Origin of the sequence: Carboxylicivirga litoralis (assembly GCF_025499605.1) — a bacterium.
Taxonomy (GTDB): Bacteria; Bacteroidota; Bacteroidia; order Bacteroidales; family Marinilabiliaceae; genus Carboxylicivirga; species Carboxylicivirga litoralis.
Map to the genome: position 1 here is coordinate 119,814 of NZ_JAFMVC010000005.1, position 25,544 is coordinate 145,357.

Annotated in this window: 22 protein-coding genes; 12 read left to right on the forward strand and 10 right to left on the reverse strand. The window is 38.2% G+C overall.

The genetic code is table 11. The features are described from left to right. Positions 1 to 30: 30 nt before the first annotated feature. The gene (locus tag J1N10_RS06945; RefSeq protein WP_262325965.1) at positions 31 to 2,454 is read right to left on the reverse strand and encodes a glycoside hydrolase family 31 protein; all 2,424 of its coding nucleotides are present in this window, start codon (positions 2,452 to 2,454) and stop codon (positions 31 to 33) included. Between the two features lie 445 nt (positions 2,455 to 2,899). On the opposite strand from J1N10_RS06945, the gene J1N10_RS06950 reads away from it, so the two are divergent. After that, positions 2,900 to 3,367 carry a MaoC family dehydratase gene (locus tag J1N10_RS06950; protein ID WP_262325966.1) on the forward strand — a complete coding sequence of 156 codons (468 nt, stop codon included), beginning with the start codon at positions 2,900 to 2,902 and terminating at the stop codon, positions 3,365 to 3,367. Between the two features lie 111 nt (positions 3,368 to 3,478). Here J1N10_RS06950 and rbr read toward each other — a convergent pair whose 3' ends face one another. After that, a complete protein-coding gene (gene rbr, locus J1N10_RS06955) occupies positions 3,479 to 4,054 on the reverse strand; it encodes a rubrerythrin (protein WP_262325967.1) in 576 nt (191 codons plus the stop codon). 710 nt (positions 4,055 to 4,764) lie between these two features. Here rbr and J1N10_RS06960 point away from each other — a divergent pair. The 6 genes from J1N10_RS06960 to rplI all read left to right on the forward strand — a co-directional run bounded on the left by J1N10_RS06960 (position 4,765) and on the right by rplI (position 9,319). Next, positions 4,765 to 5,598, forward strand: a complete 834-nt coding sequence (locus J1N10_RS06960; RefSeq protein ID WP_262325968.1) for a sulfide/dihydroorotate dehydrogenase-like FAD/NAD-binding protein — start codon at positions 4,765 to 4,767, stop codon at positions 5,596 to 5,598. 2 nt (positions 5,599 to 5,600) lie between these two features. Beyond that, on the forward strand, positions 5,601 to 7,085 hold the full coding sequence (gltA, locus tag J1N10_RS06965) for an NADPH-dependent glutamate synthase (protein ID WP_262325969.1): 1,485 nt from the start codon (positions 5,601 to 5,603) through the stop codon (positions 7,083 to 7,085). Positions 7,086 to 7,096: 11 nt separating this feature from the next. Next, complete coding sequence (locus J1N10_RS06970) at positions 7,097 to 8,089, forward strand: dihydroorotate dehydrogenase-like protein (protein WP_262325970.1); 993 nt, start codon at positions 7,097 to 7,099, stop codon at positions 8,087 to 8,089. 147 nt (positions 8,090 to 8,236) lie between these two features. Then, positions 8,237 to 8,584, forward strand: a complete 348-nt coding sequence (gene rpsF, locus J1N10_RS06975; protein ID WP_262325971.1) for a 30S ribosomal protein S6 — start codon at positions 8,237 to 8,239, stop codon at positions 8,582 to 8,584. 3 nt (positions 8,585 to 8,587) lie between these two features. Then, positions 8,588 to 8,857, forward strand: coding sequence for a 30S ribosomal protein S18 (rpsR, locus tag J1N10_RS06980; protein WP_212188816.1), 270 nt, complete (start codon positions 8,588 to 8,590; stop codon positions 8,855 to 8,857). 18 nt (positions 8,858 to 8,875) lie between these two features. Then, positions 8,876 to 9,319 carry a 50S ribosomal protein L9 gene (gene rplI, locus J1N10_RS06985; protein ID WP_262325972.1) on the forward strand — a complete coding sequence of 148 codons (444 nt, stop codon included), beginning with the start codon at positions 8,876 to 8,878 and terminating at the stop codon, positions 9,317 to 9,319. Between the two features lie 209 nt (positions 9,320 to 9,528). Here the strand turns inward: rplI and J1N10_RS06990 are convergent, their stop codons facing one another. Both J1N10_RS06990 and J1N10_RS06995 read right to left on the reverse strand, forming a co-directional pair. Next, positions 9,529 to 9,906, reverse strand: a complete 378-nt coding sequence (locus J1N10_RS06990; RefSeq protein ID WP_262325973.1) for a RidA family protein — start codon at positions 9,904 to 9,906, stop codon at positions 9,529 to 9,531. Positions 9,907 to 9,938: 32 nt separating this feature from the next. Next, a complete protein-coding gene (locus tag J1N10_RS06995) occupies positions 9,939 to 12,680 on the reverse strand; it encodes a putative LPS assembly protein LptD (protein ID WP_262325974.1) in 2,742 nt (913 codons plus the stop codon). Positions 12,681 to 12,819: 139 nt separating this feature from the next. On the opposite strand from J1N10_RS06995, the gene J1N10_RS07000 reads away from it, so the two are divergent. The 4 genes from J1N10_RS07000 to J1N10_RS07015 all read left to right on the forward strand — a co-directional run bounded on the left by J1N10_RS07000 (position 12,820) and on the right by J1N10_RS07015 (position 19,221). Continuing rightward, on the forward strand, positions 12,820 to 13,923 hold the full coding sequence (locus tag J1N10_RS07000; protein ID WP_262325975.1) for an N-acetylmuramoyl-L-alanine amidase family protein: 1,104 nt from the start codon (positions 12,820 to 12,822) through the stop codon (positions 13,921 to 13,923). An 80-nt stretch (positions 13,924 to 14,003) separates the two neighbouring features. Further along, a complete protein-coding gene (locus tag J1N10_RS07005) occupies positions 14,004 to 15,242 on the forward strand; it encodes an MlaD family protein (protein ID WP_262325976.1) in 1,239 nt (412 codons plus the stop codon). 312 nt (positions 15,243 to 15,554) lie between these two features. Next, the gene (gene dnaA, locus J1N10_RS07010; protein WP_262325977.1) at positions 15,555 to 16,982 is read left to right on the forward strand and encodes a chromosomal replication initiator protein DnaA; all 1,428 of its coding nucleotides are present in this window, start codon (positions 15,555 to 15,557) and stop codon (positions 16,980 to 16,982) included. Positions 16,983 to 17,100: 118 nt separating this feature from the next. Next, a complete protein-coding gene (locus J1N10_RS07015) occupies positions 17,101 to 19,221 on the forward strand; it encodes a M3 family metallopeptidase (RefSeq protein WP_262325978.1) in 2,121 nt (706 codons plus the stop codon). A gap of 144 nt (positions 19,222 to 19,365) precedes the next feature. On the opposite strand, the gene J1N10_RS07020 is transcribed toward J1N10_RS07015, so the two are convergent. From J1N10_RS07020 to J1N10_RS07030, 3 genes are all read right to left on the reverse strand, one after another. Beyond that, a complete protein-coding gene (locus J1N10_RS07020) occupies positions 19,366 to 19,902 on the reverse strand; it encodes a glutathione peroxidase (protein WP_262325979.1) in 537 nt (178 codons plus the stop codon). 62 nt (positions 19,903 to 19,964) lie between these two features. Then, positions 19,965 to 20,642, reverse strand: a complete 678-nt coding sequence (locus J1N10_RS07025; protein WP_262325980.1) for a protein-L-isoaspartate(D-aspartate) O-methyltransferase — start codon at positions 20,640 to 20,642, stop codon at positions 19,965 to 19,967. Between the two features lie 2 nt (positions 20,643 to 20,644). Further along, a complete protein-coding gene (locus tag J1N10_RS07030; RefSeq protein ID WP_262325981.1) occupies positions 20,645 to 21,091 on the reverse strand; it encodes a nuclear transport factor 2 family protein in 447 nt (148 codons plus the stop codon). Positions 21,092 to 21,248: 157 nt separating this feature from the next. On the opposite strand from J1N10_RS07030, the gene truA reads away from it, so the two are divergent. Next, on the forward strand, positions 21,249 to 22,028 hold the full coding sequence (gene truA, locus J1N10_RS07035) for a tRNA pseudouridine(38-40) synthase TruA (RefSeq protein ID WP_262325982.1): 780 nt from the start codon (positions 21,249 to 21,251) through the stop codon (positions 22,026 to 22,028). Positions 22,029 to 22,131: 103 nt separating this feature from the next. On the opposite strand, the gene J1N10_RS07040 is transcribed toward truA, so the two are convergent. The 3 genes from J1N10_RS07040 to J1N10_RS07050 are packed head-to-tail and all read right to left on the reverse strand — an operon-like array spanning position 22,132 to position 25,203. After that, entirely contained in the window at positions 22,132 to 22,872 is a 741-nt protein-coding gene (locus tag J1N10_RS07040; protein WP_262325983.1) for a shikimate dehydrogenase family protein, read from the reverse strand. A 4-nt stretch (positions 22,873 to 22,876) separates the two neighbouring features. Further along, complete coding sequence (locus tag J1N10_RS07045; protein ID WP_262325984.1) at positions 22,877 to 23,785, reverse strand: DUF368 domain-containing protein; 909 nt, start codon at positions 23,783 to 23,785, stop codon at positions 22,877 to 22,879. Between the two features lie 11 nt (positions 23,786 to 23,796). Next, positions 23,797 to 25,203 (reverse strand): tetratricopeptide repeat protein, encoded by a 1,407-nt coding sequence (locus J1N10_RS07050; RefSeq protein ID WP_262325985.1) that lies wholly within the window; start codon positions 25,201 to 25,203, stop codon positions 23,797 to 23,799. Positions 25,204 to 25,544 lie beyond the last annotated feature (341 nt).

Below are 25,544 nucleotides of genomic sequence, written 5' to 3' on the forward strand. Positions count from 1 at the left end.
ATCTAATTAATTTATTAATTATTGTTGTTTCTATTCGGTTACTATGGATTTAATGGTGTTACCCATTTTGAATTTTACATGAAGTTTTCCTGTCTTCGAATCGTATGCAGCCCCTTCTTCTCGTTTTTTGAGTTTTTTCAAAGAACCACTTACTTTGTATGTACTGTCACCAATTGTTATGCGCTTGGTTTTGCGATTAAAATGGTGAATCACTAGTTCAATGCTGCGTTCTTCGGGCATGCCATTATATTTATAACGAAGAGGAGTTAGTTTGAATGTCAGGTTGCCTCTGTTATAACAATCAAAAATCAAAGTTTCTGATTGATGAGATAGGTGATTGTTTTTTGTTATGCCGTCATCTTCATATAAATAGCTATTGCCGTGTAGTACTTCATTATCATGATAGTAGTGAAGGGTAAGCTCTTTTGATGTATAATCTTCGGTATTTTGAATTAATGGAACCATTGGCACAAAAGCACCGGCACGCACAAATACAGGGATGGTGTTAATGTCGACATCTACTTCAATGTGTTGACCGCCAGAGTATCGTTTACCATTAAAGTAATCGTACCAGATAAAATTGGCAGGTAGGTAAACCAGCTGCTTTTTAATGCCTTTTTCGATGATTGGAGATACCACAAATGCTTCACCCCAGGCATAAGATCCTGTATAATCTAAAAGTTCGGGATTATCATCATAGAAAAACAAAGGGCGCATCATGGGTAATCCCAAGGTGCTGTTTTCGTGCATCATCGAGTAATTATAGGGCAGGAGCTGATAGCGGAGATTAATAAATTCTCTGACAATATTTTTAGTGCTATCGGGCCAGAAAACTGGTTCAGGCGGAACATCCTCTTGTGCGTGAGTCCGGTATACAGGCTGGAAAACGCCATATTGAAGCCAACGTGTATACAGTTCATCATCTCTGTAATCACCAGCAAAGCCTCCTAAGTCAGAATGCATATAAGCCAATCCCTGCATGCCCATCTGTAGCGAAATCTCAACCTGTGATTGCAAACCACCCCACGAACGGCTTACATCGCCTGACCATGGAATCATGCCATAGCGCTGCGAACCAATGAAACCAGCACGCATCAATGTTACCGGGCGTCTATCCGGAAAATCTTTTTCGAAACCCTTATAAATTACTTTTGCCCACTCATGACCATATAAATTATGAACTTCGTCGGCTCGCCCATTGACATGCAGCAAGTCGTCAGGGTGAACTTCTGGTTCGCCCAGGTCGCCCCACCAGCCATCGACGCCACTTAAGGTGTGTTGTTTATATATGTTCCAGAACCAGTCTTGCGCTTCGGGTTTAAAAATATCGATCAAAGCGGTTGTGCCAAAAAAGAAATCGAAGATATATGGCTCGCCCTTAGCGTTTGTTCCTAAGAGCCCTTGCTGGGTGCATTCCTGGTATTTGCTGCTGTTTTTTAAAATAAAAAGCTCCGTGATTAAAACCGTTTTTATGCCTCTTTCTTTGTTGCGTTGCAGCATTAGTTCCGGCTCTGGGAAAGAGTCGCGATGCCATTCCAGGTTACCCATATGTCCTTTTACATCGGGGCCAAACCAATAGAGGTCGAGCACAATACCATCCAGTGGGATGTTATCTTCAGCATATTTGTCAATCACCGATTCTACTTCTCGTTGAGAATGGTATCCCATGCGCGAAGAAATATTACCTAGAGCCCATCGCGGTAGCATGGGGTGTCGTCCGGTTAGTTCGGTAAAGTTAGTCATCAGACCTTGCCAGCTATTGGATGTGACAATAAAATAACTTTTACGTCCTCCCACACTTTCAAACTGTAAAATGTTAGGCTCGGCTTTGCCAAGGTCGAGCCAGCCGCTGGCACCATTATCAAATCCAAGCATGTATTTTTCGGATGAGATAATAAGAGGCATAGAATAGTACATTAACTCGGCATGTGTTTCATAGCCATAGGAGGCACGATTATATAGTTGTAATCGATGTCCTCTGCGATTCATGCCTAATGCCCTTTCGCCGGCGCCAAACAAATGTTCTTTTTTATTCAGGTTAAAACGAAAACCTGAAATACTGTCGTTGCAGAAGTAACCTTTTTCTTCCGAAAACAGGTATTTGCCCATGTGGTAATAGGATATTTTAAACGGCTGTTTCTGTATAATTGCCGATACTTTTGTAGTAGAAAAACTAATTTGATTCGCTTCATCCTGGTAGTTTATTTTATCCAGATAAGGTTCATCAATTATGGCAATGGCAGGAAAAGGAGCAATAGAGTCCTCTAAAAACACTACCTCCAAATTTGAGTCGGAGTAAGGTGTGATGATAATTGTGCCGTCCGACACTTCCAGTGTAAGTTTATTCTCGTAATAACTGGCAGATAGAAACTGACGTGTTTCGTTTTGTGCCTTAACGATATAGCTAATCGATAGGAGGAGCGTTATTAGGATGGCTGAAAATCGATAGTTCATAAAGTTGATTTTTGATAATAAGGTCTTAAAGTTTAGGCAGAGGTGCAACTTCAATTAGCCAAATTACTAATTAGGTAGGTTTATTTCGTAAATAGTGAATGTTATGAGCTAGTTGCATCAAAGGATATGATCTAAGGTTTTGTTTTGTAAGGTGTATGAAATCAGGTTGATAGGTTTGTTGTTTTATGGTTGTAATACCGTTGGGATATATTTAAATTCTAGTCGTATTTAATTTAAGTGCTTATTTGCAAACGTTTTCGATAAAAGGTTGGGAAGAAGGATGTTTGTTGTGTGTAAGTGTCATTAAATTAAGGTGATGTATTTTGATGAAAAATCTTGGTGCAAGCTGCTAATGAAATTATCTAATCCAATCTGGGTTAAAAACTAAGGAACTATTGTATCTTAGCAACCGCAAAATATTTGACAAATAATTAAAGAAAATACGATGAGTAAGGTAGTAATTAAAAGTTTTGATGAATTAGAGAAATTAATCGGCAGCGATTTGGGGATTTCTGATTATCATGAATTTACTCAAGAGCAAATCAACCTTTTTGCAGATGCAACTTTGGATCATCAGTGGATTCATACTGATGTTGAGAAAGCAAAAAATGAATCTCCTTTTGGTAATACCATTGCTCATGGTTACCTGACTGTTTCAATTCTTCCACACTTGTGGAATCAGATTGTAGATGTACAAAACCTTAAAATGCAGGTTAACTATGGTATTGAAAAATTGAAATTTAATGCCCCTGTAGTTGTAGGAAGTAAAGTACGCTTGCATGCAAAAGTGAATAATGCTGTCAATCTTCGTGGTGTTTGTCGCGCTAATATTGGTATTAAATTAGAGATTGAAGGAAGTCGCAAGCCAGCTTATGAAGGAGAAATTGTTTTCCTATATCATTTCAACGCGTAATCTTTTCAGAATCGATATTTCTAAGGCACCACTTGGTGCCTTTTTTTTGTGCGCAAAAAAAGAGGGCACCTTGTAAGCGCCCTCCTGAATGCCATTACTTGACTCTGCGGTCTAGAAATTGCAATCGTGTACTTCAAAATAAGCTTGTGAATGTAGGCAAGCCGGACATGTTTTAGGTGCTTTTGTTCCTTCATGAATAAAACCACAATTGCGACACATCCAGGTTACTTTTCCATCTTTTTCAAATACTTTACCTTCCATCAGGTTATCGTATAGTTTACGGTATCTTGCTTCGTGGTGTGCTTCCACTTTAGCAATCATTTTAAAGGCAACAGCTACTTCTTTAAAACCTTCTTCTTCGGCAACTTTTGCAAACTCAGGATATAATTCATCCCACTCTTCTTTTTCACCATCGGCAGCTGCTTTCAGGTTGTCTTTTGTGTCGCCGATAATGCCTGCAGGGTAAGTGGCTGTAATTTCGACCATGCCACCTTCTAAAAATTTAAAGAAGCGTTTAGCGTGTTCTCTTTCTTGTTCTGCCGTTTCCATAAAAATGGCTGATATTTGCTCTAAACCTTCTTTTTTGGCTTGTTTGGCAAAATAGGTATAACGATTGCGTGCTTGAGATTCACCAGCAAAGGCTTTAAGTAAATTTTGTTCCGTTTTTGTTCCTTTTAAACTATTCATTTGTCTTTTTTATAGGGAATTAATTAATTCTAAATTTAATGGTAGGTTCTACAAATATAGTGCATCATAATAATTTGTTTTACCTTCAGGATTTAGAAAGCTTAATTTAGGATCTTTCTAAATATAATATTGTTACTCTAGTGGCTCGAACATATCCATAACTGAGTCGGATGTTGAGCTCATTAAGATGCGCGATAAATACTAAAATTAAAGAGTCGGGATATGTACTATTCCCCGAATTTTCAATGGTAGGAACATAAAATATTTACATATGTTAAATGTTTATATTTTTTATGTGTAGATGTTTTGGCTTCAACTCATTGCAACTTGCGCAAGTTCTTCTGTTACTTTAAAGGCTGTATTTGAAATATATCCATTATTCTATTCGCCATCCTGCTTTTGATAATTCTTTAGTTATAAGTAATTTAAAGAAGGCTTCAAAGTGTATGAAGTATGAAGTTTGTTATTTTTTGATAGTCAATAAACTACTCATATTATTGGCAAGGAATAGGATATAGGTAATTTCCTTTTAAGGATATAATTCTCTAATTTAGAATTAGTGTAAATAGTTAGTGAATAACTAATATCATTATTTCGGGATTATTCAATCGGTATATTTACCTTTGAAAATTCTAAAAACGGCAAGAGCCTTTGTTCTGCCTGCCTTTTTTGGGGTCTCAGGTACTTTAATTAAGTAATTGTTTGTTATAATGAACAGAATTGTTGAAAAGGAGTTTTTTTCAGAGAATGTTGTTCGTCTGGAAATCGAAGCTCCACGCATTGCAAAGGCCCGTAGAGCGGGACATTTTGTAATTGTCAAAATTGGTGAAACGGGTGAACGTATTCCACTGACTATTGCTTCTTCCAATCCTGAAAAGGGAACGATAACTTTGGTGATTCAGCGCGTGGGTGTGTCTTCACGACGTATTACTGAGCTGGAAGTTGGTGATGAAATAACTGATTTGGTTGGACCTCTTGGTGAGGCCACACACATTGAAAAAGTTGGTACCGTTTTAGCCTGTGGAGGTGGTGTAGGAGTAGCTCCTTTATTGCCAATTGTTGAAGCCCTTAAAAAAGCTGGCAATAAGGTAATAACTATACTAGCTGCACGCACTAAAGATTTAATTATCCTCGAAGATCAAATCAGACAATATTCTGATGAGGTGATTGTAATGACTGATGATGGATCGTATGGTAAAAAGGGTTTAGTGACTGATGGAATGAAAGAAGTGATGGAGCGTGAGAAAGTGGATCAATCAGTGATTATTGGACCTGCCATCATGATGAAGTTTGCAGCATTAACAACCAAAGAATATAACGTACCAACTGTAGCCAGCCTCAACACCATTATGGTTGATGGTACTGGAATGTGTGGTGCATGTCGTATTACTGTTGGTGGTAAAACAAAGTTTGTATGTGTAGATGGCCCTGAGTTTGATGCGCATCAGGTTGACTTTGATGAAATGTTATTGCGCCTGAATGGTTATAAAGAAATTGAAAAAGGAGCAGAGAAAGAATATCTAAAATCGAAAGACAATAAGTAGTTATGGCTGTTTCAAAAGAATATTTAAAAGAAGAAAGGGAGCAGGCATGGCGAGTAGATATTCGCAAACTGCTTAAAAATAAAGAGCGTACAGGTTTAACGCGTGTTCACATGGGTGAAGTGGAGGCTGGTGAACGCATCAAATCAAATATTGAGGTTAATTCGGGTTTGACCGAAGAAGAAGCGGTTAATGAAGCGCGCCGTTGTTTGGATTGCCCTGATCCAACCTGTATAACCGGATGTCCGGTAGAAATTAATATTCCTAAGTTCATCAAGCGCATTGAGCAAGGTGAATTTTTAAAGGCCGCACAAGTTTTGAAAGAAACCAGTGCTTTACCAGCAGTGTGCGGTCGCGTTTGTCCGCAGGAAAAACAATGCGAAGCCAAGTGTTTTTACCAGGTAAAAATGAAAAAAGACCCGGTGGCCATTGGCTACCTGGAGCGTTTTGCAGCTGATTACGAGCGTGAGTCAGGACAGATTTCTGTACCAGAAGTAGCAGCTCCCAATGGTATTAAAATAGCTGTGATTGGCAGTGGACCTGCTGGGTTAACCTTTGCCGGTGATATGGCCAAGCATGGTTACGATGTAACTGTTTTTGAGGCCTTGCACGAAATTGGTGGCGTGTTAAAATATGGTATTCCTGAGTTCCGTTTACCCAACAGTATCGTTGATGTGGAGATTAACAACCTGAAGCAGATGGGTGTTAAATTCGAAAACAACTTTATCGTTGGCCGTACCGCTACTATAGATGATTTAAAAGAAGAAGGATTTGAAGCGTTCTTCACGGGCAGTGGAGCTGGTTTGCCACGTTTTATGAACATTCCGGGCGAGAACTACATTGGAATTCTGAGTTCCAATGAATACCTGACTCGTGTTAACCTGATGGATGCGGCTAATCCGAAAACAGATACGCCTATTATTAGTGGTAAAAATGTTGCCGTCATTGGTGGTGGTAACACAGCCATGGATTCTGTTCGTACCGCCAAACGCTTGGGGGCTGATCGGGCCATGATTATTTACCGTCGTTCGATGGAGGAGATGCCGGCACGGGTAGAAGAAGTGAAACACGCGCAAGAAGAAGGTATTGAGTTTTTAAACTTAACCAATCCAGTTGAGTATTTTGCCGATGAAAACGGACGTGTCAATAAAGTGCGTGCGCAAAAGATGGAGTTGGGTGAGCCTGATTCGTCAGGCCGTCGTCGACCAGTGCCAATGGAAGGGTCTGAGTATGATATTGAGGTGGATACGGTTGTGGTAAGCGTAGGTGTATCGCCAAATCCACTTATTCCTAGTTCTTTACCTCAGTTGGAAACCACGCGTTGGGGAACCATTGTAGTGGATGAAGAAAAATTACAAACGTCCATTCCGGAAATGTTTGCCGGAGGAGATATTGTGCGCGGGGGAGCAACGGTTATTCTTGCCATGGGTGACGGACGTAATGCGGCCGCAGCGATGCATCAATATTTACAGGATAAACTAAACGCATAAATACCCTTACTATGAAAGATTTAAAAACAACATATTTAGGACTGCCTATTAAAAACCCGATTGTGGTGGGAAGTTCAGGATTGGCATCAACCATTGGAGGTATTAAAAAGTTGGCCAATGCCGGTGCGGCTGCCATTGTGCTGAAGTCTGTTTTTGAAGAAGAAATTAAGGCAGAAGCCGAGCAAACGGTTGGTCAGCAATTGGGAATGGACGAAAACAATCTGGAGTTTTACGATTATTATGACTACCAGGTTAAGAATGAGGTGCTTGAGAATTACGTGTCGTTAATTCGTGAAGCTAAAGAAGTTGTTAATATTCCTATTATTGCCAGCATTAATTGCAGTAGCTATAGTGAATGGGTGTCGTTTGCCAATAAAATTGAAGATGCAGGTGCTGATGCTATTGAGCTGAATATTTTCAAACTACCTTTTGGAATCAACGACGAAGCGGCTGCGATTGAAAAAGTGTATTTTGATATCGTCAGAAAAGTTAAAGAACGTCTCTCTATTCCTGTTGGTATCAAATTGGCACCTTATTTTACAAATTTAGGGAATGTAATCAATCGCTTATCTCATAGTGGTGTTAATGGGTTGGTATTATTCAATCGCTTTACCTCTGTTGATTACGATATTGAGAATGACCAGGTGATTACTGGTAAAGTATATTCCAATGCCAATGATTACGTTAATACATTGCGATGGATATCTGTGTCTTCTTCAGAAGCTGGATGTGATTTAATTGCGTCTAACGGTGTACACGATTATCGTACCTTGGTGAAAATGCTATTGGCAGGTGCGTCATCTGTTGAAGTTGTTTCAGCGGTCTACAAGGAAGGTCCGGAAGTAATTGGCGCCATGTTAAAAGAATTGGAAGCCTGGATGGAGCGTCGTAACGTCAATACAATCGCCGATTTTAAAGGACGCTTAAGTCAAGGTAAATCGGCCAACCCTGAGGTGTTTGAGCGTGTTCAGTTTATGCGTTATTTCTCAGGACATAAGCATTAAAATATAGTCAGAAGAAAGTAGTCAGTAGTGATGGTGATAACTACTGACTACTGACTAAAAACGAATCACTTATTTCCTCTTTGTTTCTTACTTTTTTATTTCTATCTTTGCGCCCTGATTATTTAAACCTTCTAAAATTAAGAAGATATGTTAAATCGTTATGAAACCGTTTTCATTTTAACTCCCGTTTTGTCTGATGCTCAGATGAAGGAAGCGGTCGACAAATTCAAAGGTTTGATTGTTGAGGCCGGAGGTAAAATGGTAAATGAAGAAAATTGGGGACTTCGTAAGCTTGCTTATCCAATTCAAAAGAAGTCAACAGGATTTTACCAGTTGTTCGAATTCGAAGCTAATGGTGAATTTATTAACAAGTTCGAAACTGCTTTCCGTCGTGATGAGCGTGTGTTACGATTCTTGTCATTCCGTTTAGACAAATACGCAATGGCGTATGCAGAGAAAAGAAGAGCAACTAAAAAAGAAAAAAAGGAGAACTAGACCATGGCACAGAATCAATCAGAAATCAGGTATTTGACTCCTCCGTCAGTAGAGATTAAGAAAAAGAAGTACTGTCGTTTCAAAAAGAACAAGATCAAGTATATCGATTACAAAGATCCTGAGTTCTTAAAGAAATTCTTGAACGAGCAAGGTAAAATTTTACCTCGTCGTCTAACTGGTACATCTTTGAAGTATCAAAGAAAAGTTGCGCAAGCAGTTAAGCGTGCACGTCACTTGGCCTTGTTGCCATACGTAACCGATTTGATGAAATAAGAAAAAGGAGGATTTACGATGGAAATTATTTTAAGAGAAGATATTCAGAATCTTGGCCATAAGAACGACATTGTGACGGTAAAGAATGGTTACGGACGTAACTATTTAATCCCTCAGGGACTTGCTATTTTGGCAACTCCTTCGGCTAAGAAGGTACACGCAGAGAACTTGCGTCAGAGAGCTCATAAAGAAGAGAAAATCAAAAATGAAGCTCTTGAAGTAGCTAAGACACTTGAAGGTAAGTCATTTACAATCGGTGCTAAAGCTTCATCAACTGGTAAGATTTTCGGTTCAGTAAACACAATTCAAATTGCAGAAGCTTTAACAAAGGAAGGTTTCAACGTAGAGCGTAAGAACATTTCTATGAAAGAAGATGCAAAAGAATTGGGTACATTCAATGCAACTGTAAAATTACACCGTGAAGTTAAGGTTGACATCTCAATTGAGGTTGTTGCCGAGTAACATTTATTAATCTTCGGATAGATTAAGACATTTTTCAAACAGACATAAACCACCATGGGGACATGGTGGTTTTTTCGTGCTTTATTGTTTGGTTGCGACTGGTGATTCATCGGATGACTTTTATAATTTTGATAATTATCCGAAATGTAAAGCACAAAAAAAGCGGATAACCATCAGGCTACCCGCTTATATCTTAACTGAGAAGATTGTTACTTCACAGCAATTGTTTCAATTTCTACCAATACGCTTAGTGGTAATTCTTTAACAGCAAAAGCCGCGCGTGCCGGAGGATTCTCCTTGTAGTAGGAACCGTATACTTCGTTCATTGTCGCAAAGTTGCTCATGTCGCTTAATAAACATGTTGATTTTACAACATCGGCAAAGGTGTAGCCTGCTTCTTCCAAAATGGCCGCAATATTTTTCATAACCTGCTCGGTCTGCTCTTTGACTCCACCTTCAACCACTTTACCTGTGGCAGGATCAACAGGTACCTGGCCTGAGATATACAAGGTTCCGTTAACTTCAATGGCCTGGCTATAAGGGCCAATGGCGCCAGGTGCATTGCTTGTTGAAATTACATTTTTCATTTTATTAGTTTATTTAAGGATTAATCATGTTTTTAATAGAAGCTATCGTTGTCACGTGGGTGATTACGCTTTTCGTACTTAAGGTCTTGTAGCATGCTTGAATTCACCCGAATGGTGAAGAAATAAGACTTATAGCGGCCAACGGGAACCAGGTTGAAATTCATGCTCCAGCAGTGCAAATCGCGGCTGATTCCAACGTTAGTGTGCGAAATCTCATTCGTGTCAAAAGTATAACCTGATGAAAAGTTAATGCGCCATTTGGGTGTCAGCGACAGGTTTCCGTTTAAGTTGATATTTGATGTGACTTTGTAATCATAAGCCATTTTCCTGGGGTCAAAGCTTTTCGTGTCTTCTGATAAGCGCAATGAGTAGTTGATGGATATATTCCATGGTATTTCAAATTTGGCATAACCATCATCACCTTCTACAAAAGTGGCATTGCCGCCCTGAAATGTAGCACGAGGATCAAATTCCTGATCGTTCAAAGGATCGGGAGGTAGATCATTGGGGTCTTCACTCGTGGCATTCGGATCGGTAGTTTGCTTTTTATCCTTCTTTTTAAATGTGTCAGAGCCAAAATTAAGCCCAAAGCTTAAGTTGGCACTGGTCATGCGGAATAGTTTCTTTTGTCTTGAAAAATGAGACTCATTGACACGAATAACCTTTCCGGTGCTGGTTGTATCAAGTGCATAAGGATCGAAGCGGGCTCCAAAGTTGACATTGGTGCCGAATAATTTAGTACGACCAGTCATATTAACCGGTTGCCATTTCATAGAATCGGCCAGAAAGTTGTAGCTGGTACTGAAGTTTAAGCTCTCCAGTATTTTAAGCTTTTTAAATCCAGTGGTATCCTTATCGCTCTTAACTTTCATTTCTAGTGTGTTCCCCAGGCTTAAACTCATGGATCCGGATTTTCCTCGTCCAGGTGTACCATATAAAGCACCATCGTAATAAGAATAGTCGTGTCGCACAACCTCGTCTTGCTCTTCGTCATAGTATTCAAACCAATCGTAGTACCCATATTTTGTTTGTCCAAAATCAGGTCGGTACGACATTGAAACAGATGGTGTGGCAACGTGTCGAATTTTATGAACCTTATCACCAAATAACTTGCGCCAAGGTGTGTATTCAGTGTAAATTTTTGTTGATGTTCCGGCGCTGAAACTATAGTCGTAAACACGATTAAACCCTGTAATTGTATCTGTATTAACAATTTTGTTTGTTTCTTCGTCGTAACCTTTTTCAATTTTGTTTAGATACCAGCGCTCTGTATAGTTAAACGAAGGAGTAACTGTAAAGTGCTTCAAAAATTTCAGGTTCATAGCAACAGGAATGCTGTGCTTAACCCCATTTTTCCACTGGTTAGCCAGGCTTTCTCCATCCACTCCAAGTTCAGATTCTTTCGCATGAACGTAGTTTTTTAGATTACCTGTGTAGGATAAGCTAATCTTTTCAAACATGTTTTCCTTGGTGCCGACTTTATTCTTCTTTTTAAAAGGATAGAATCGGTTGACTGTAAAGGTTAAATCAGGAATAGTTAAGTCAATGGTAGTATCGCGGCTATTTTGCGAGTGTAACAAGTTAGCAGAAAAGTTATATGGTTTTCCGGCCCAGCGTTTACTATATGAAATACTGGAGCGCTTCGTATTTGTTGAAATATCGTTATTGGCCGCGTTATATAGGTTGTTAATGTTATTTCGGTCAAACGAACTGGTTGAAAAATTCACACTGGCAGAGAACGTTTGATAAGGATTGGCTTTCGCATCTTGGCGGTGAGTCCAATTGATAGCCATATCTTTTGTTTTACTATAGTCGGGCAGATCTTTTTCGCTATATATATTGGTGATATACTGGAAATTGAAACGCCCACTGTATTTATACCTTACCTTATAATTTGTTCCTGTTCTAATGGCCCATGAGCCATTGGTAAAGATGTCGCCTTTAACCATAAAGTCAAAGTAGTCGCTGGCTGCCCAGTAATAACCACCATCGGTCAGGCCAAATCCTCTTATTTGCTCATCGCGGTATGATGGAAACAGAAAACCAGAGCTATAGGAGCTGGTTGTGGGAATCATGGCGAACGGAACAACTATTGGTAACTTAACATCTTCAACCACCAGGTAGGCAGGGCCTGTTACTGTTTTTTTACCGGGGATTACTTTTGCTTTCGTTAAGTTAAGGTAAAAGTGAGGGTGATCGTGGTGATCGCAAGTTGTATATTTCGCATTTTTCATACAATACGAATCGTCCTCAATTTTCTTGGCTTTACTTCCTACAACAAAACCTTCTCCCTGTTCGGTTACAATGTGTTCAATGATCGCTTTTTCGGTTTTGAAATTGTATCTCATTCGGCGCATTGTGTACTCACCGCTTGGGTCGGTAAATACGGGTAATCCAATTTCATTCCCTAAGGTATCAATCGTTCCATAAGCTGTTGCAGTACTACTGTCCATGTCCAATTCGATGTAATGAGCTTGTAAAGTAACATCCAGGTAGCTTATTTTTGCATCGCGATAGAGCTTCATTTTTGAAGTAGGAATTTGATCCATTCTAATCGAATCTTTCGCTTCATAATCAACAATGCCATCTAAAAAGGGTGCATTTCCCGATTTGATTGATGTACTGTCTGCTACTTCAGTTTGTTGTTCTTCAGGTTGCAGAAGCTTGTTCTCTTGAGCGTTTAAAAGAGAGAGTGAAAAAGAGAAGCTCATTAAAGCTATTGTTAATGTAATAGTTTTGAGCGCCTTGTATGCCTTAAGTCTAATTAGTGTCAAAGTGGTATTTTTTTCAAGCGTTCACAAAAATAGTCAAAAATTGCGCACATGCAGGCTCTCTCTATAAAATATGCCTTTAGTCATGCTTTTTTTAAGTGTGTATAATTTTTCTATTTTTGAACAGTAATAACGTAAAAGTATGACAATTTATTTATTTAAAACACGCCTGAGGTTTTTCGTTTGGATAAGTGTTTTATTTCTTTTTAACACTTTTATTGGTGAGTCGCAGGAGTCGATACAATTCAAAACGGTGGTCATTGATGCCGGACATGGAGGCAAAGATCCGGGTGCTATTGGAAAAATATCGAAAGAGAAAGACATCGTTTTGAATGTGGCTTTGAAACTTGGGGCATATATAAATGAATACATGCCAGATGTAAAAGTTGTATATACCCGCCAGAAGGATGTGTTTGTGCCCTTAAATAAACGTGCTGAAATAGCTAATAAAAGCAAGGCCGACCTGTTTATATCCATTCATGCCAATGCAATTTCAACGCCTAAAATATATGGCGCCGAAACGTTTGTTTTAGGATTGCACCGAACAAAAGAAAATTTGGAAGTGGCAAAGCTTGAAAACTCCGTTATTGTTCTGGAGGAAGATTATACAACTACTTATGAAGGTTTCGATCCCAACTCGGCAGAATCGTATATTATATTTGAGTTGATGCAGAATATTCACATTGATCAAAGTATTCAGATGGCGTCTTTGGTGCAGGGACAGTTTAAAGAAAGAGTGGGGCGTCGTGATCGTGGTGTAAAACAGGCCGGTTTTCTTGTTTTGAGAAAGGCTTCCATGCCTAGTGTATTGGTTGAGCTTGGTTTTTTAACTAACGGCACTGAAGAGAAATTCATTGCTTCAGAAAAGGGGCAAACTTATATGGCATCGGCAATTTTCAGAGCAGTGCGTGATTATAAAGAAGAGTTTGATGCCAAGAGTAAGTTGGAAGACATAACACGTCAGGCTCAGGTTGTGAAAGAAGAGAAAATTAATTATAGAATACAGGTGGCTTCTTCAAAGAAGAAAATAAAAGAAGGAACACATATCTATAAGAAGTTTGATGAAGTGTGGGAATTTAAAGATGGTGAACGTTATAAATACACTACCGAATGTAGCTCCGATTACGACGTTATATTAAAATCCTTATCACAAGTAAGAAATAAAGTTTCTGATGCCTTCATTATTGCGTTTAAAGGCGATGCTAAAATCAGCTTAAGTGAAGCCAGGGGGTTACAGAAGCAGTAAAACTAAAATCTAAGCAATTTGATAGCAATTTTGGTAAATTGTTTATTCAATGCAAACATATAATCACCAAATAAGTAGTTATGAAGAAGGAAGTTAAAATAGGATTAACCGTATTTATTGCTTTTTTAATCGTCGTATGGGGATTTAACTTTTTGAAAGGCCGGAATATTATTGAAGTAGGTAAATCGTATTATGGGGTTTATGATCGCATTGATGGATTGACAAAAGCCAGTCCAATATTTTTCCGAGGTTTTAAAATCGGTACTGTTCGAGATATTGATTTTCATCCATACGAACCCAATCGTTTTCTGGTAACTTTTACTTTGATTGAAGAAATAATGATACCGGAAGATTCCAAGGCTCAAATATATAGTTTGGATTTAATGGGGTCTAAAGGAGTGCAATTCGTAAGTGGTACAAGTCAAAATATGCTGGCCGTTGGCGATACGATGAATACATCTGTAATGGGCGATTTGGCCGATAAAATGAGTATGGAGGTTTTGCCTTTAAAAGATAAGACAGAACGATTAATAGTTAAACTCGATACTGTACTCACCAATCTTGGCGAGATGTTTAGTGAAGAAAAAGGGCGTTTTAGTTCCAGTATGCAAAACCTGGAGCGATCAATGCGCAACTTTGAGTCAATTAGTCGAAATCTGGCTAAGAAAATGGATGATAATGGTGATGTAACTGTCATGCTTCAGCGTACCGATTCATTAATGGCGATGTTAACAGCTCAGCGCCCGTATATTGACTCGACGTTTTCAAATCTGGCTGGATTTACGCGACAGCTGGAAGCAACCAACCTTGATAAGACCATTGAACATCTGGCTCTAACACTTCAAAGTGCCAATGTGTTGTTGGATAGTGTCAATGCCGGTGAAGGTTCATTGGGACAACTTATGCATGATGAGGAGCTGTATAACTCATTGACCGAAGCGAGTAATAACCTTAATAGATTGTTAATTGATGTTAGGCATAATCCCAATAGATATGTCTCATTTTCAGCTATTAATATGGGTAAAAAGGTTGTAGTTAGCGATCAGGCATACGGAGTTGGAGGGGTGGTTTATGAGGTGGTAATAAAAGAGTCGAAACAACCTTTAGATTTGGGTAAAACAATACCGGATAGTGATATTAGAATCGTCGAAGATTATCGAAATTCGAAATATATTTATACTTGTGGACAGACTCGTAATTTTGACGAAGCGCAGAAAATATTAGATAAAGTAATTCGTATTTATGACGAATCTGTAATTGTTGCACTTGAAAATGGCGTGCCAATTAGTCTCAAAAAAGCACGTAAAAACACTCAGTAAAAAATAAATATACTGTTAATAAATAGCGCCTTAATTTTTTTTTGAAAAAATTTAAGTAATTGTTATCTAATCGCACAAAAGGTTTAAAAACAGGGCATTTGAGATGTTAATTGAAAGTTGGCTAGAAACTGTAAGTAATTGAATTTCAATGGTTATTGTCAATTGATTTTAATTGCTTGATTTCTAGGTATCAAATGTTGATTATTAAAATGTCAAGTCTTTTTAAGTTTTTTTTTCATTTTTTTTTTCACAAATTTTGTTTTCGCATTTAAGATAGTTATCAAACATAATTCTATAAAGGAAGCAGAAAGAATGGAAGTCGATTACAAAAAAATTTGGGGGAATTGCCTAAACGTGATTAAGGATAATATACCTCAGATTAGTTACCAAACCTGGTTTGAACCTATTGTACCTGTTAAAATTGATAAAGACGTTCTGACAATTCAGGTACCAAGCCTGTTTTTCTATGAATATCTTGAAGAACAGTTCATTGACTTATTAAGCAAGACTCTTCGTAAAGAACTTGGGAATAATGCTAAGCTAGAATATAATGTAGTAATGGATAATGCACATGTTGCTAATCAACAGCCTTATACATTAAATTTTCCTACTAGTAACAAAACAGACCTTCGTAATCGACCTGTAAGCGTTAATAACCAGGAAAAGCCAGATATTCGCAATCCATTCATTATTCCGGGAATCAAGCGCTTGAGTGTTGATCCACAATTAAATGGTGATTATAACTTTGAGAATTTTGTAGAAGGTGAATGTAATCGTTTGGCGCGCAGTGCGAGTTTAGCAGTTGCAAAAAATCCTGGTAAAACAGCTTTTAATCCATTGTTTTTATATGGAAACTCTGGTTTAGGAAAAACCCACCTGGCACAGTCAATTGGGATTGATGTGAAGCGTAATACGCCCGAAAAAACTGTTTTATATGTTAGTGCTAATAAGTTTATAACTCAGTTTACCGATTCAGTAAGGAATAACTCGCAAAACGACTTCCTGAACTTTTACCAAATGATTGATGTGCTGATTATTGATGATGTACAGGAATTTGCTGGTAAAACAAAGACGCAAAATACGTTCTTTCATATTTTTAATCACTTACATCAATCGGGTAAGCAGTTGATTTTAACAAGTGATAAAGCACCTGTTGAGTTGCAGGGCTTGGAAGACCGCCTATTATCGCGTTTTAAGTGGGGTTTGGCTGCAGATTTACAGATTCCTGATTTTGAAACTCGTGTTTCTATCTTGAACAAGAAGATATATAAGGATGGTTTGTCCGTTCCTGAAGAGGTTATTTATTACATTGCCAGTAATGTGGTTAATAATGTGCGTGAGTTAGAAGGGGCGCTTATCTCTTTGTTGGCTCAGGCTACTTTGACAAAGAAGGAAATTACATTTGAATCGGCTAAGCAGATCATTGATAAGCTGGTGAAAAAGACTAGTAAAGAATTGTCTATTGATTCAATTTCACAAACTGTTTGCGATTACTTTGGTTTAGAACTCGATATTCTTCAATCGAAAACACGTAAGCGCGAAATCGTTCAGGCGCGTCAGATAGCTATGTTCTTCAGCAAAGGCTTGACAAACTCCTCGTTGTCAACCATTGGAGCCAAAATTGGTAAAAAGGATCATGCTACTGTATTGCATGCCTGCAAAGCCATTAATAACCTGATTGAAACGGATAAGGATTTTAAAGGCCAGATAAAAGAAATTGAGGCTCAATTAAAGTCATAACTCAACGCAATAAGTTGCAAAACATAAAGACATCTCATTTAGGGATGTCTTTTTTTTATACTTTTGGCTTCGTGCTGAAATTTTTTGCAAAATGAAATCCAACCAAAATCAATTTACGATGAATAAATTATTTAGCTTTTTGCTGGCGCTTGTTGTGCTGGCAAGCGCATGTCAAACCGCGACAAAGACAACAGAAGGTATGAATCCATTCTTTACTGAATATGAAACGCCGTTTCAAACACCACCTTTCGATATTATTAAAGTTGAGCATTATATGCCAGCCTTCGAGAAAGGTATGAAGGAGCAGGTAGAGGAAATTGATGCTATTGTAAACAACAGGGAACAGCCAAGTTTTGAAAATACAATTTTAGCTTACGACCGTTCAGGCGCTTTATTAGACAAGATAAGCTCTGTTTTCTTTAATATTCAGGGAACCGATAATAATGATGATATTCAAAAGATTGCCAGAACTATTACGCCATTGCTGACTAAGCATTCGGATAATATTTCGATGAATATGGGCTTGTTCAATAAGGTGAAAGCTGTTTATGAGCAACGAGAGGAGATGAACCTGACGGCTGCTCAAAAACGCGTAACTGAAAAATATTACAATGATTTTGTCAGAAATGGAGCAGAGCTTTCGGCTGAGGATCAAGCTAAACTTAAGCAATTCAATGAACAGTTGTCGACGCTGCAATTGGAGTTTAGTGAAAACCAGTTGAATGAAACCAATAAAAACTTCAAATTAGTGATTGATAAAGAAGCTGATTTGGCTGGTTTGCCCGAAGGTGTTATTTCTGCTGCTGCGGAAACGGCTAAAGCTAACGATATGGAAGGTAAATGGGTGTTTACACTTCAAAAGCCTAGTTTAATTCCATTTTTGCAATATGCTGATAATCGCGACTTACGTGAAGAGATTTATCGCGGCTATTTTATGCGTGGTAATAACAATAATGAGTTTGATAATAAAGAGATTGCCCGTAAGGTGGCAATGCTTCGTAGTGAACGCGTTAAGTTGCTAGGTTATGAAACACATGCCGATTATGCCATTGCAACTAATATGGCTCAAACGCCTGAAAATGTTGATGAATTCCTCATGGGGCTATGGAAGCCTGCTTTAAAAGTCGCTAAGCAGGAGCTGAAAGAAATGCAACAAATTATCGACCAGGAAGGTGGAAAATTTGAACTTCAATCATGGGACTGGTGGTATTATGCCGAAAAGTTGAGAAAAGCGAAATATGACCTTGATGAGTCGGAAATAACGCCATATTTCCAGTTAGAGAATGTGCGTGATGGAATGTTCTGGGTCGCTAATCAGTTGTATGGAATCACCTTTACACCGATTGAAAATATTCAGGTTTATAATCCTGCAGCAGAAGTTTTTGAAGTAAAAGAGGCTAATGGTGAGCATGTTGGATTGTTGTATTTGGATTATCATCCACGCGATAGTAAACGTCCGGGTGCTTGGCAAACAAGTTTCCGTCAGGCGATTACCAAAGATGGTAAAAAGATAACTCCGCTTGTTTCGTTGGTTTGTAATTTTACTGCACCTACAGGTGATATCCCTGCTTTGTTAACTTTTGATGAAGTGAGTACTTTGTTCCATGAGTTTGGGCATGGTCTTCATGCATTGTTTACCAGTGGCGAGTTTAAACGAACAGCAGGTGTTGTTCCGCAGGATTACGTAGAGCTACCATCACAAATTATGGAAAACTGGGCAGCTGAACCTCAGGTGATGCGTCATTATGCTCGTCACTATAAAACAGGTGAGGTTATTCCGGATCATTTGATCGAGAAGATTCAGAAGAGTGGTCATTTTAACCAGGGTTTTGCTACGGTTGAATATCTTGCGGCTTCGTTGCTTGACTTAAAGTGGCATGCACTTAAAGCTGGTGATGTGGTAGAAAATACCGTTGAATTTGAAAAGACAGCTATGGATGAAATTGGTTTGATTGAGGAGATTATTCCAAGATATCGTTCAACTTATTTTGGTCATATTTTTAGTAGTGATTACTATGCAGCTGGTTATTATGTGTATATCTGGGCTGCTGTATTAGATTCAGATGCGTTTGATGCATTCAAGCAAAGCGGAGATATTTTTAACAAAGAATTGGCAGTCAAATTCCGCCAGCATTGTCTTTCTGAGTGTGGTGATGATGAAGGCATGATTCAATATCGTAAGTTCCGAGGGCAGGAGCCGTCGCTTCAGCCTTTGTTGAATAAGAGAGGATTAAACTAGTAAAGTATCTTATATTGAAAAGGTCGATGCATCAACATCGACCTTTTTTATTTCTGAAAGAAAAGCTACCGGAAGAACAGAAAGAATGCATAAAAGATAGTAGAAGTCTGAATGCCGGTAACTTTCCCAATCATACATTCGTTTTTAGGATGTTATCCAATCGATAATCTCTTTATCGTCTGGTTTGGTCTTTGGAGAAATAACTTTTTCAATTTCGCCTTTCTCGTTGATTAAATATTTCTGAAAATTCCACTTGACTTTGCTGTCGCCAAAATTATTTAGTTCTCCACTTGTTAACCATTTATACAAAGGATGAATATCATCACCTTTAACAGAAATTTTACTCATCATTAAAAAAGTAACACCATAATTTTTTTCACAAAAAGTGGCAATCTCATCATTTGTGCCAGGTTCTTGTTTCATAAAATTATTCGCCGGAAATCCAATGATTGTGAAGTCGTCGCCGCCATATAATTCATATACTTTCTGAAGTTCTTTGTACTGCGGTGTAAGACCGCATTTGCTAGCCACATTAACCACCATTACTTTTTTACCTTTAAGTTGTGATAATTGGAAAGGTTGCCCCTCAATAGTAGTTACTTCAAAGTCGTAAAAAGATTCTTGTGCTTGCGTTGTTAAAGCAATTAAAGAAAAGAGTAATGTTGAAAAAATAAATTTCATATTTGTATTTGTTGTTTAAAATGTTGAATCTCTTTAGATAACACGTTAATACATTGTTTTGTTTATGGATTATTGCGGGTAAATGGAACAAATCGTACCGCTAATAAACGTTTGTGTTTAATCTTATTTTTTTCCTTGGTATAAAGTATTAAATACTGTTGTCCGTTTTTTTCAATCGGTGCAATTAATTGTCCTTCTTCATCAAGCTGTTCAAACAAAGCTTTGGGTACATTGGATGGTGCAGCTGTTAGTATTATGGCATCATAGGGTTCGTTTTCTTTCCAACCATGGTAGCCGTCGCCAATTCGACAAAATACGTTCGAATAGCCTTGGTTTTTAAGTGTAGAAGCGGCTCTTAGTCCAAGTTGTTTGATAATTTCGATGGTGTAAACCTCTTCAACTATTTCGGCCAATATGGCTGCTTGATAGCCTGAGCCTGTGCCAATTTCCAAAACCTTATCGCCAGGTTGTAACTCTAATTGCTCCGTCATATATGCTACAATGTAGGGTTGGGAAATAGTTTGATTATTACCAATTGGCAGAGGCCTGTCGTCATAGGCAAATGGTTGAAGTTCATCAGGGACAAATAGGTGTCGTGGAACTTTCTGCATGGCTGTGATGGTAGCTGGGTTTGAGATGCCTCTTTTAATAATTTGATTTTCAACCATGTTGGCGCGCATGTCGGTGTAGTTCTGAAATGTTAAGCAGAGTAATATATTAATTAATATAATTCCAAACATGCTTATCTAATCAAATTTGGTAATGTATTGTCGGGTATAGAAATATGACTTTGTACAATAAGCCATTTGTTATCACGCTTTTCAAGAACGCCAGTATGTCTGAATCCTTCCAATCTAAATGGCTCTCCTTTTGTTTCAAAACAGGTATCTAAAAGTTGTGAGTACCAGGCAACATCTTTGTTTTGGCTAAGCTGAATGCGTGTGTCTTTTGATGCAATAGTGTAGTCGGGTTTGTTAACGATGGCAGTGGTCATCCAGTCGTAAAAGGCCTGCCATCCATACCATATTTCGTCTAGATCGGTACCGATATTAACTGTTTTGTCATCTTGGGCAAAGCAGGTGGAAAATTCCTGTAAATCACCTTTTTCCTGCGACTTAATCAATTTGTCGAGAACCGCCAGGATGGGTACTGTTTCTGTGTTGATAGTGGAGTCATGTATTGTTTCCATGGTGTAGTTTTTTTAAGTGGTTAGACATTTTCTTTTAAATCATTCAAAGGCAAGTTTATTAAAGTTAGTTATTTGATTAAATGATGTCAAGATTAAGAAAGCACCTCTGATGGTAGCGTATTTTAGTTAACTTTGGCAGCGTTAATGTAAAATCAGGATGTATAGGTATTTTATAGAGTTGGCATACAATGGTGCATCGTTTCATGGCTGGCAAATTCAACCCAATGCGATTAGTGTGCAGGAGGTGATGAATGATGCACTAAACAAAGTTTTGCGAAAGAAGATCAATGTGGTTGGCTGTGGCAGAACTGATACGGGTGTGCATGCTTCTTATTTCGTAGCACATTTTGATAATGATGAGCCTGTGGATGACACAGATTATTTGGTATATAAGCTGAATCGAATTGTTGGAAACGATGTGGTGGTTTATTCTGTTCAGGACGTAGATAAAGACGCTCATAGTCGCTTTCATGCCATTGCGCGTACTTATCATTATTATTTACGGACTGAGAAAAATCCTTTTATAAAAGATTTTAGTTACCGTCCTTATTATAAGGTGGATGTGGAAAAGATGAATGAGGCGGCTCAAATACTTTTTGAATACACCGATTTTACTAGTTTTAGTAAATTACATACCGATACAAAAACCAATAATTGCGAAATTAAGTATGTCAAGTGGGAGCAAAAAGATGATGGAGCGGTGTTTGTAATTAAAGCTGATCGTTTTCTGAGAAATATGGTACGAGCTATTGTAGGTACTTTATTGGAAGTTGGTCGTGGTAAAATTACAATAGAGCAATTCAGAGAGGTTATAGAAAACAAAGACAGGGCAGAGGCTGGGACGTCTGTGCCCGGGCAGGCATTGTTTTTAGTTGATATTGAATATCCGCATGATTTGTTTCGGTCTAAGATAAAGCATTTGCCACCCTTTGTATAGTCGATGCTATAAAGGTGTAGGGTTTACGATTTCATGTTACCACTGACGGTGTTAAGGATTGATTTTTAGTTCATCGATTTAGTAAATAAGTAAATCGCCCTTTTTACTCATTCCAAATTCTCCAGGCAGCTTCTGCTTGCAGGTGAAGCATCTCCAGGCCATTTTTAACTGTTGCGCCTTGTTCTAAGCCATTCTTCATAAACTGTGTGGTCTCCGGATTGTAAGTGAGGTCGTAAAGCAAGTGCTTGTCCGATAAGAGTTGATAAGGAATATCCGGGCATTGTTCAATGTTTGGGTACATGCCCAATGGCGTGCAGTTAACTAAGACATTGAACTCATCCAGTATTTCTTTGGTAAGTTCAGTATAGGTGAGTGTGTCTTCTTTTTTATATCTGGATACGTATTTGTATTCAACGCCCATTTTTTTAAGTCCAAAGGCAATGGCTTTAGCAGCTCCACCTGTGCCTAAAATCAATGCTTTTTTATGATGTTCTTTTAATAGTGGTTGAATGGAATCAGAGAATCCGATAACATCAGTATTGTAGCCTTTTAGGATGGGTGTTTTGTTTTTCCAGGTGACTTTAACCACATTGCATGCTTCAATTTCACGAGCTGTTGGATCAAGTTCATTGAGAAACTTAAAGATGTTTTCTTTGTGAGGAATTGTAATGCTGAATCCGGCAATGTAGGCATGGTGATTCAGAACTTCCGGCAGTTCAATGATGTCCTCCATTTCAAAATTAAGATAACGGGCATCTATGTTCTCATTCTCAAATTTCTGAGTAAAGTATTTTTGTGAAAAAGACTGTGCTAACGGAAATCCTATCAGGCCAAACGTTTTCATTGCTCTATTTTTTCTTGGTCGCTAAAAGTTCTGTAATTGTAATGCTTGCTATTCCTAAAATAATAAAAATCACAGCAAAATAAAACTCTGAAGTAAACTCTGGCTGGTAATAATCAAATCCAACTGTTTTAATTTTCTCTCCAAATTGCTGAGTTTCTTCAATTTTCCATGGCCAAAGTATTCCCAGTGAACCAGCAATAAATCCGGTAAGTAATGCAATGGTTTGGTTGTGGTATTTCTTTAAAAGCCACGATAAAAAGTGAGAAAATGCAACTAATCCGACCCCAGCACCCAAAGCAACAGGCAGAAGTATTTTGAATGAAAGGTTGTTAATGGCATCAATCATCACTAACTGGTAGTTGCCTAATAATATTAAAACGAAAGAACCAGAAAGGCCAGGCAGAATCATGCTGCATATAGCTATAACCCCACATAAAATAAGATATAAAAAGGAGTCGTTCTGACTCGCTGGCGTTAATACAGTAAATGAAATTGCAATTGCAGTGCCAACACTTAGACTGATAATTGCTGAAACGGACCATTGTTTTAATGTTTTACCAACGTAATAGACTGATGCCAAGACAAGTCCAAAGAAAAAGGCCCATATGTAAATAGGATAGTTGATAAATAAATAATCAAAAAGTTTAGCCAGGCTAATAACGGCCAGGCCAATACCTGTAAATAATGCAATCAAGAAATATAAGTCAATGTGCTTTGCTAGTTCTTTAAAGTCTCTCTTTAATAGCAATTGAATAGCTTTTCCATTGAACGACTTTATGGCATTTATAAGACGTTCAAAAATGCCTGTTATTAAGGCGATTGTGCCACCTGAGACACCAGGTATTACGTTAGCTGCGCCCATGGCAGCTCCTTTAATGGCAATTTTAATAAATGAAGAAATGGCGTTGTTCATTTGATGTATGCTTATTCGATAATTGTTTTAATCAATTGGCTGATAGCTTCATCTTTTAAGAATTCAGGATAATCTTCTTCAATAGCTTTCAGGCCTTCTGTATCAAGATTTAGTGCAGTGTTCAACGAAACAAGTGCATGAGGTGTGTTTTTGAGGTAATGATAATGGGCGATAGCCGATAAATAATGCACCGCTGCCACATCATTATATCTCTCTGTAATATTTGTAATGTATTCTGTAATATCGAAATTTTCGTTGAGAACGATTTTTAGTTTTAATAACTCAAACCAACCCGTTAGTTCATGCGGATCGAGGTTGAGGCCATTTTCAAGACTGCATGTGGCATCTTCGCCTTTGTCAAGTTCAAAGAGTGCTCGTGCATGCGCAAACCAGTAATCGGCATTGAGAGGGTTGATTGAAATAGCTTCGTCAATAGCTTGTAAGCCACCCTCGAAATTTGACATTTCCATTAGTGTTGTTCCCATTCCATACCAGGCATCAGCCTGATTGGGCATTAGCTTAATGGTTAGTTGATAAAAACGAAGGGCTAAGTTATAGCTCCTCAACTGTTCCCAGCAATCTGCAATATATTGATAGGTAAGGGCAATGTCCTTACTGTGTGAAATATGCTCGGTATAAGCATCAATGGCTTCAGCAAAGCAGCCTGATTGGACCAGGCTGTTTCCTTTATTAAAATATGCTTCTTCGTGATTAGGATTGATGGCTAAGGTGAAGTCATACGCCTTACAAGCTTCAAAGTGATTGCCCAGCTTGTTATAAATAATACCTAAGTTATACCAGCCATTTTCAGAATACGGATTGATCTCAAGTAATTTCTGGTATGTGTCAATACTTTTTTGATACTCGAGCACTTTATCCAATGAATAGGCATATTCAAACAGTCCGTTTTCGTTGTTAGGTTCTTCTTTTAAAAGTGCTTTTAAAAAGTTGATGGCTTCAAGGTAAAGTTCGTGCTGGTTAAGATTGTAGCTTATTTCTAATAAGATATCGCTTTTGTCATCAAAGGCTACATCAACAGCTTTCCAGAAATAATGAAGTGCCTTTTCTGTGTTGCTTTTTTGAAGCATAATCCAGCCCAATGTCATCATCACATCAGCATTGGAATTTTCAAGTGGAGCAACGGTTTTTAGTATTTCAAGCGCTTCGTCGAGTTGTCCATTTTCAGCAATCAGCATTGCTTTTTTTACTAATAAACCCGATGAATTAGGATGTTGCGAAAGGCCAATGTTTAAAATCTGTTCGGCCTGTTCCGGCAAATTCTTTTCGAAGTAAAAGTCATAAATACTCTCAATCTGATGCACATCAAAATATTCAATTTTATCTGCGCTCATCATTTTCTCGTATCTCTCTATAGCCTGCAAGGCCTCATCATGACTTGCGTGCAAGAAATCCTGCATATATAATTGTTTAATGCTACAAAAATACCAATTTTATTAGCATCACCAACGGGTTGCTGTAATTGTTATCAACAGGTTTATTGACAATTAAATGTAAGTGGTGATTCGGAAAAAATATAAAAAAAAGAGGCTGAACTCTTTGGGTCGGGTTACAGCCTCCATGCCTGAAGAGAAATTGCACCTTTATCGCCAAAACACTAGAAACCGTGTTGGTGAATGTCCTTCAGGCGATCGCCTGGATTTTTAATGAAGAAAATAATGAGATAAGAACTCATTATTATTATGCAGTAAAGAAATCGCCATTTTCTTTGTGAGTGTTTGAATTCTTCATTTTACCTGGG

Coding starts and splice junctions, on each gene's coding strand:
- J1N10_RS07040 (WP_262325983.1), bottom strand. CDS start 22,872: ATGAAAACGTTTGGCCTGATAGGATTTCCGTTAGCACAGTCTTTTTCA.
- J1N10_RS07015 (WP_262325978.1), top strand. CDS start 17,101: ATGAATAAATTATTTAGCTTTTTGCTGGCGCTTGTTGTGCTGGCAAGC.
- J1N10_RS07020 (WP_262325979.1), bottom strand. CDS start 19,902: ATGAAATTTATTTTTTCAACATTACTCTTTTCTTTAATTGCTTTAACA.
- J1N10_RS06960 (WP_262325968.1), top strand. CDS start 4,765: ATGAACAGAATTGTTGAAAAGGAGTTTTTTTCAGAGAATGTTGTTCGT.
- J1N10_RS07050 (WP_262325985.1), bottom strand. CDS start 25,203: ATGCAGGATTTCTTGCACGCAAGTCATGATGAGGCCTTGCAGGCTATA.
- dnaA (WP_262325977.1), top strand. CDS start 15,555: ATGGAAGTCGATTACAAAAAAATTTGGGGGAATTGCCTAAACGTGATT.
- J1N10_RS07025 (WP_262325980.1), bottom strand. CDS start 20,642: ATGTTTGGAATTATATTAATTAATATATTACTCTGCTTAACATTTCAG.
- J1N10_RS07045 (WP_262325984.1), bottom strand. CDS start 23,785: ATGAACAACGCCATTTCTTCATTTATTAAAATTGCCATTAAAGGAGCT.
- J1N10_RS06990 (WP_262325973.1), bottom strand. CDS start 9,906: ATGAAAAATGTAATTTCAACAAGCAATGCACCTGGCGCCATTGGCCCT.
- rbr (WP_262325967.1), bottom strand. CDS start 4,054: ATGAATAGTTTAAAAGGAACAAAAACGGAACAAAATTTACTTAAAGCC.
- rpsR (WP_212188816.1), top strand. CDS start 8,588: ATGGCACAGAATCAATCAGAAATCAGGTATTTGACTCCTCCGTCAGTA.
- gltA (WP_262325969.1), top strand. CDS start 5,601: ATGGCTGTTTCAAAAGAATATTTAAAAGAAGAAAGGGAGCAGGCATGG.
- J1N10_RS07030 (WP_262325981.1), bottom strand. CDS start 21,091: ATGGAAACAATACATGACTCCACTATCAACACAGAAACAGTACCCATC.
- J1N10_RS06970 (WP_262325970.1), top strand. CDS start 7,097: ATGAAAGATTTAAAAACAACATATTTAGGACTGCCTATTAAAAACCCG.
- truA (WP_262325982.1), top strand. CDS start 21,249: ATGTATAGGTATTTTATAGAGTTGGCATACAATGGTGCATCGTTTCAT.
- rplI (WP_262325972.1), top strand. CDS start 8,876: ATGGAAATTATTTTAAGAGAAGATATTCAGAATCTTGGCCATAAGAAC.
- J1N10_RS07005 (WP_262325976.1), top strand. CDS start 14,004: ATGAAGAAGGAAGTTAAAATAGGATTAACCGTATTTATTGCTTTTTTA.
- rpsF (WP_262325971.1), top strand. CDS start 8,237: ATGTTAAATCGTTATGAAACCGTTTTCATTTTAACTCCCGTTTTGTCT.
- J1N10_RS06945 (WP_262325965.1), bottom strand. CDS start 2,454: ATGAACTATCGATTTTCAGCCATCCTAATAACGCTCCTCCTATCGATT.
- J1N10_RS06950 (WP_262325966.1), top strand. CDS start 2,900: ATGAGTAAGGTAGTAATTAAAAGTTTTGATGAATTAGAGAAATTAATC.
- J1N10_RS07000 (WP_262325975.1), top strand. CDS start 12,820: ATGACAATTTATTTATTTAAAACACGCCTGAGGTTTTTCGTTTGGATA.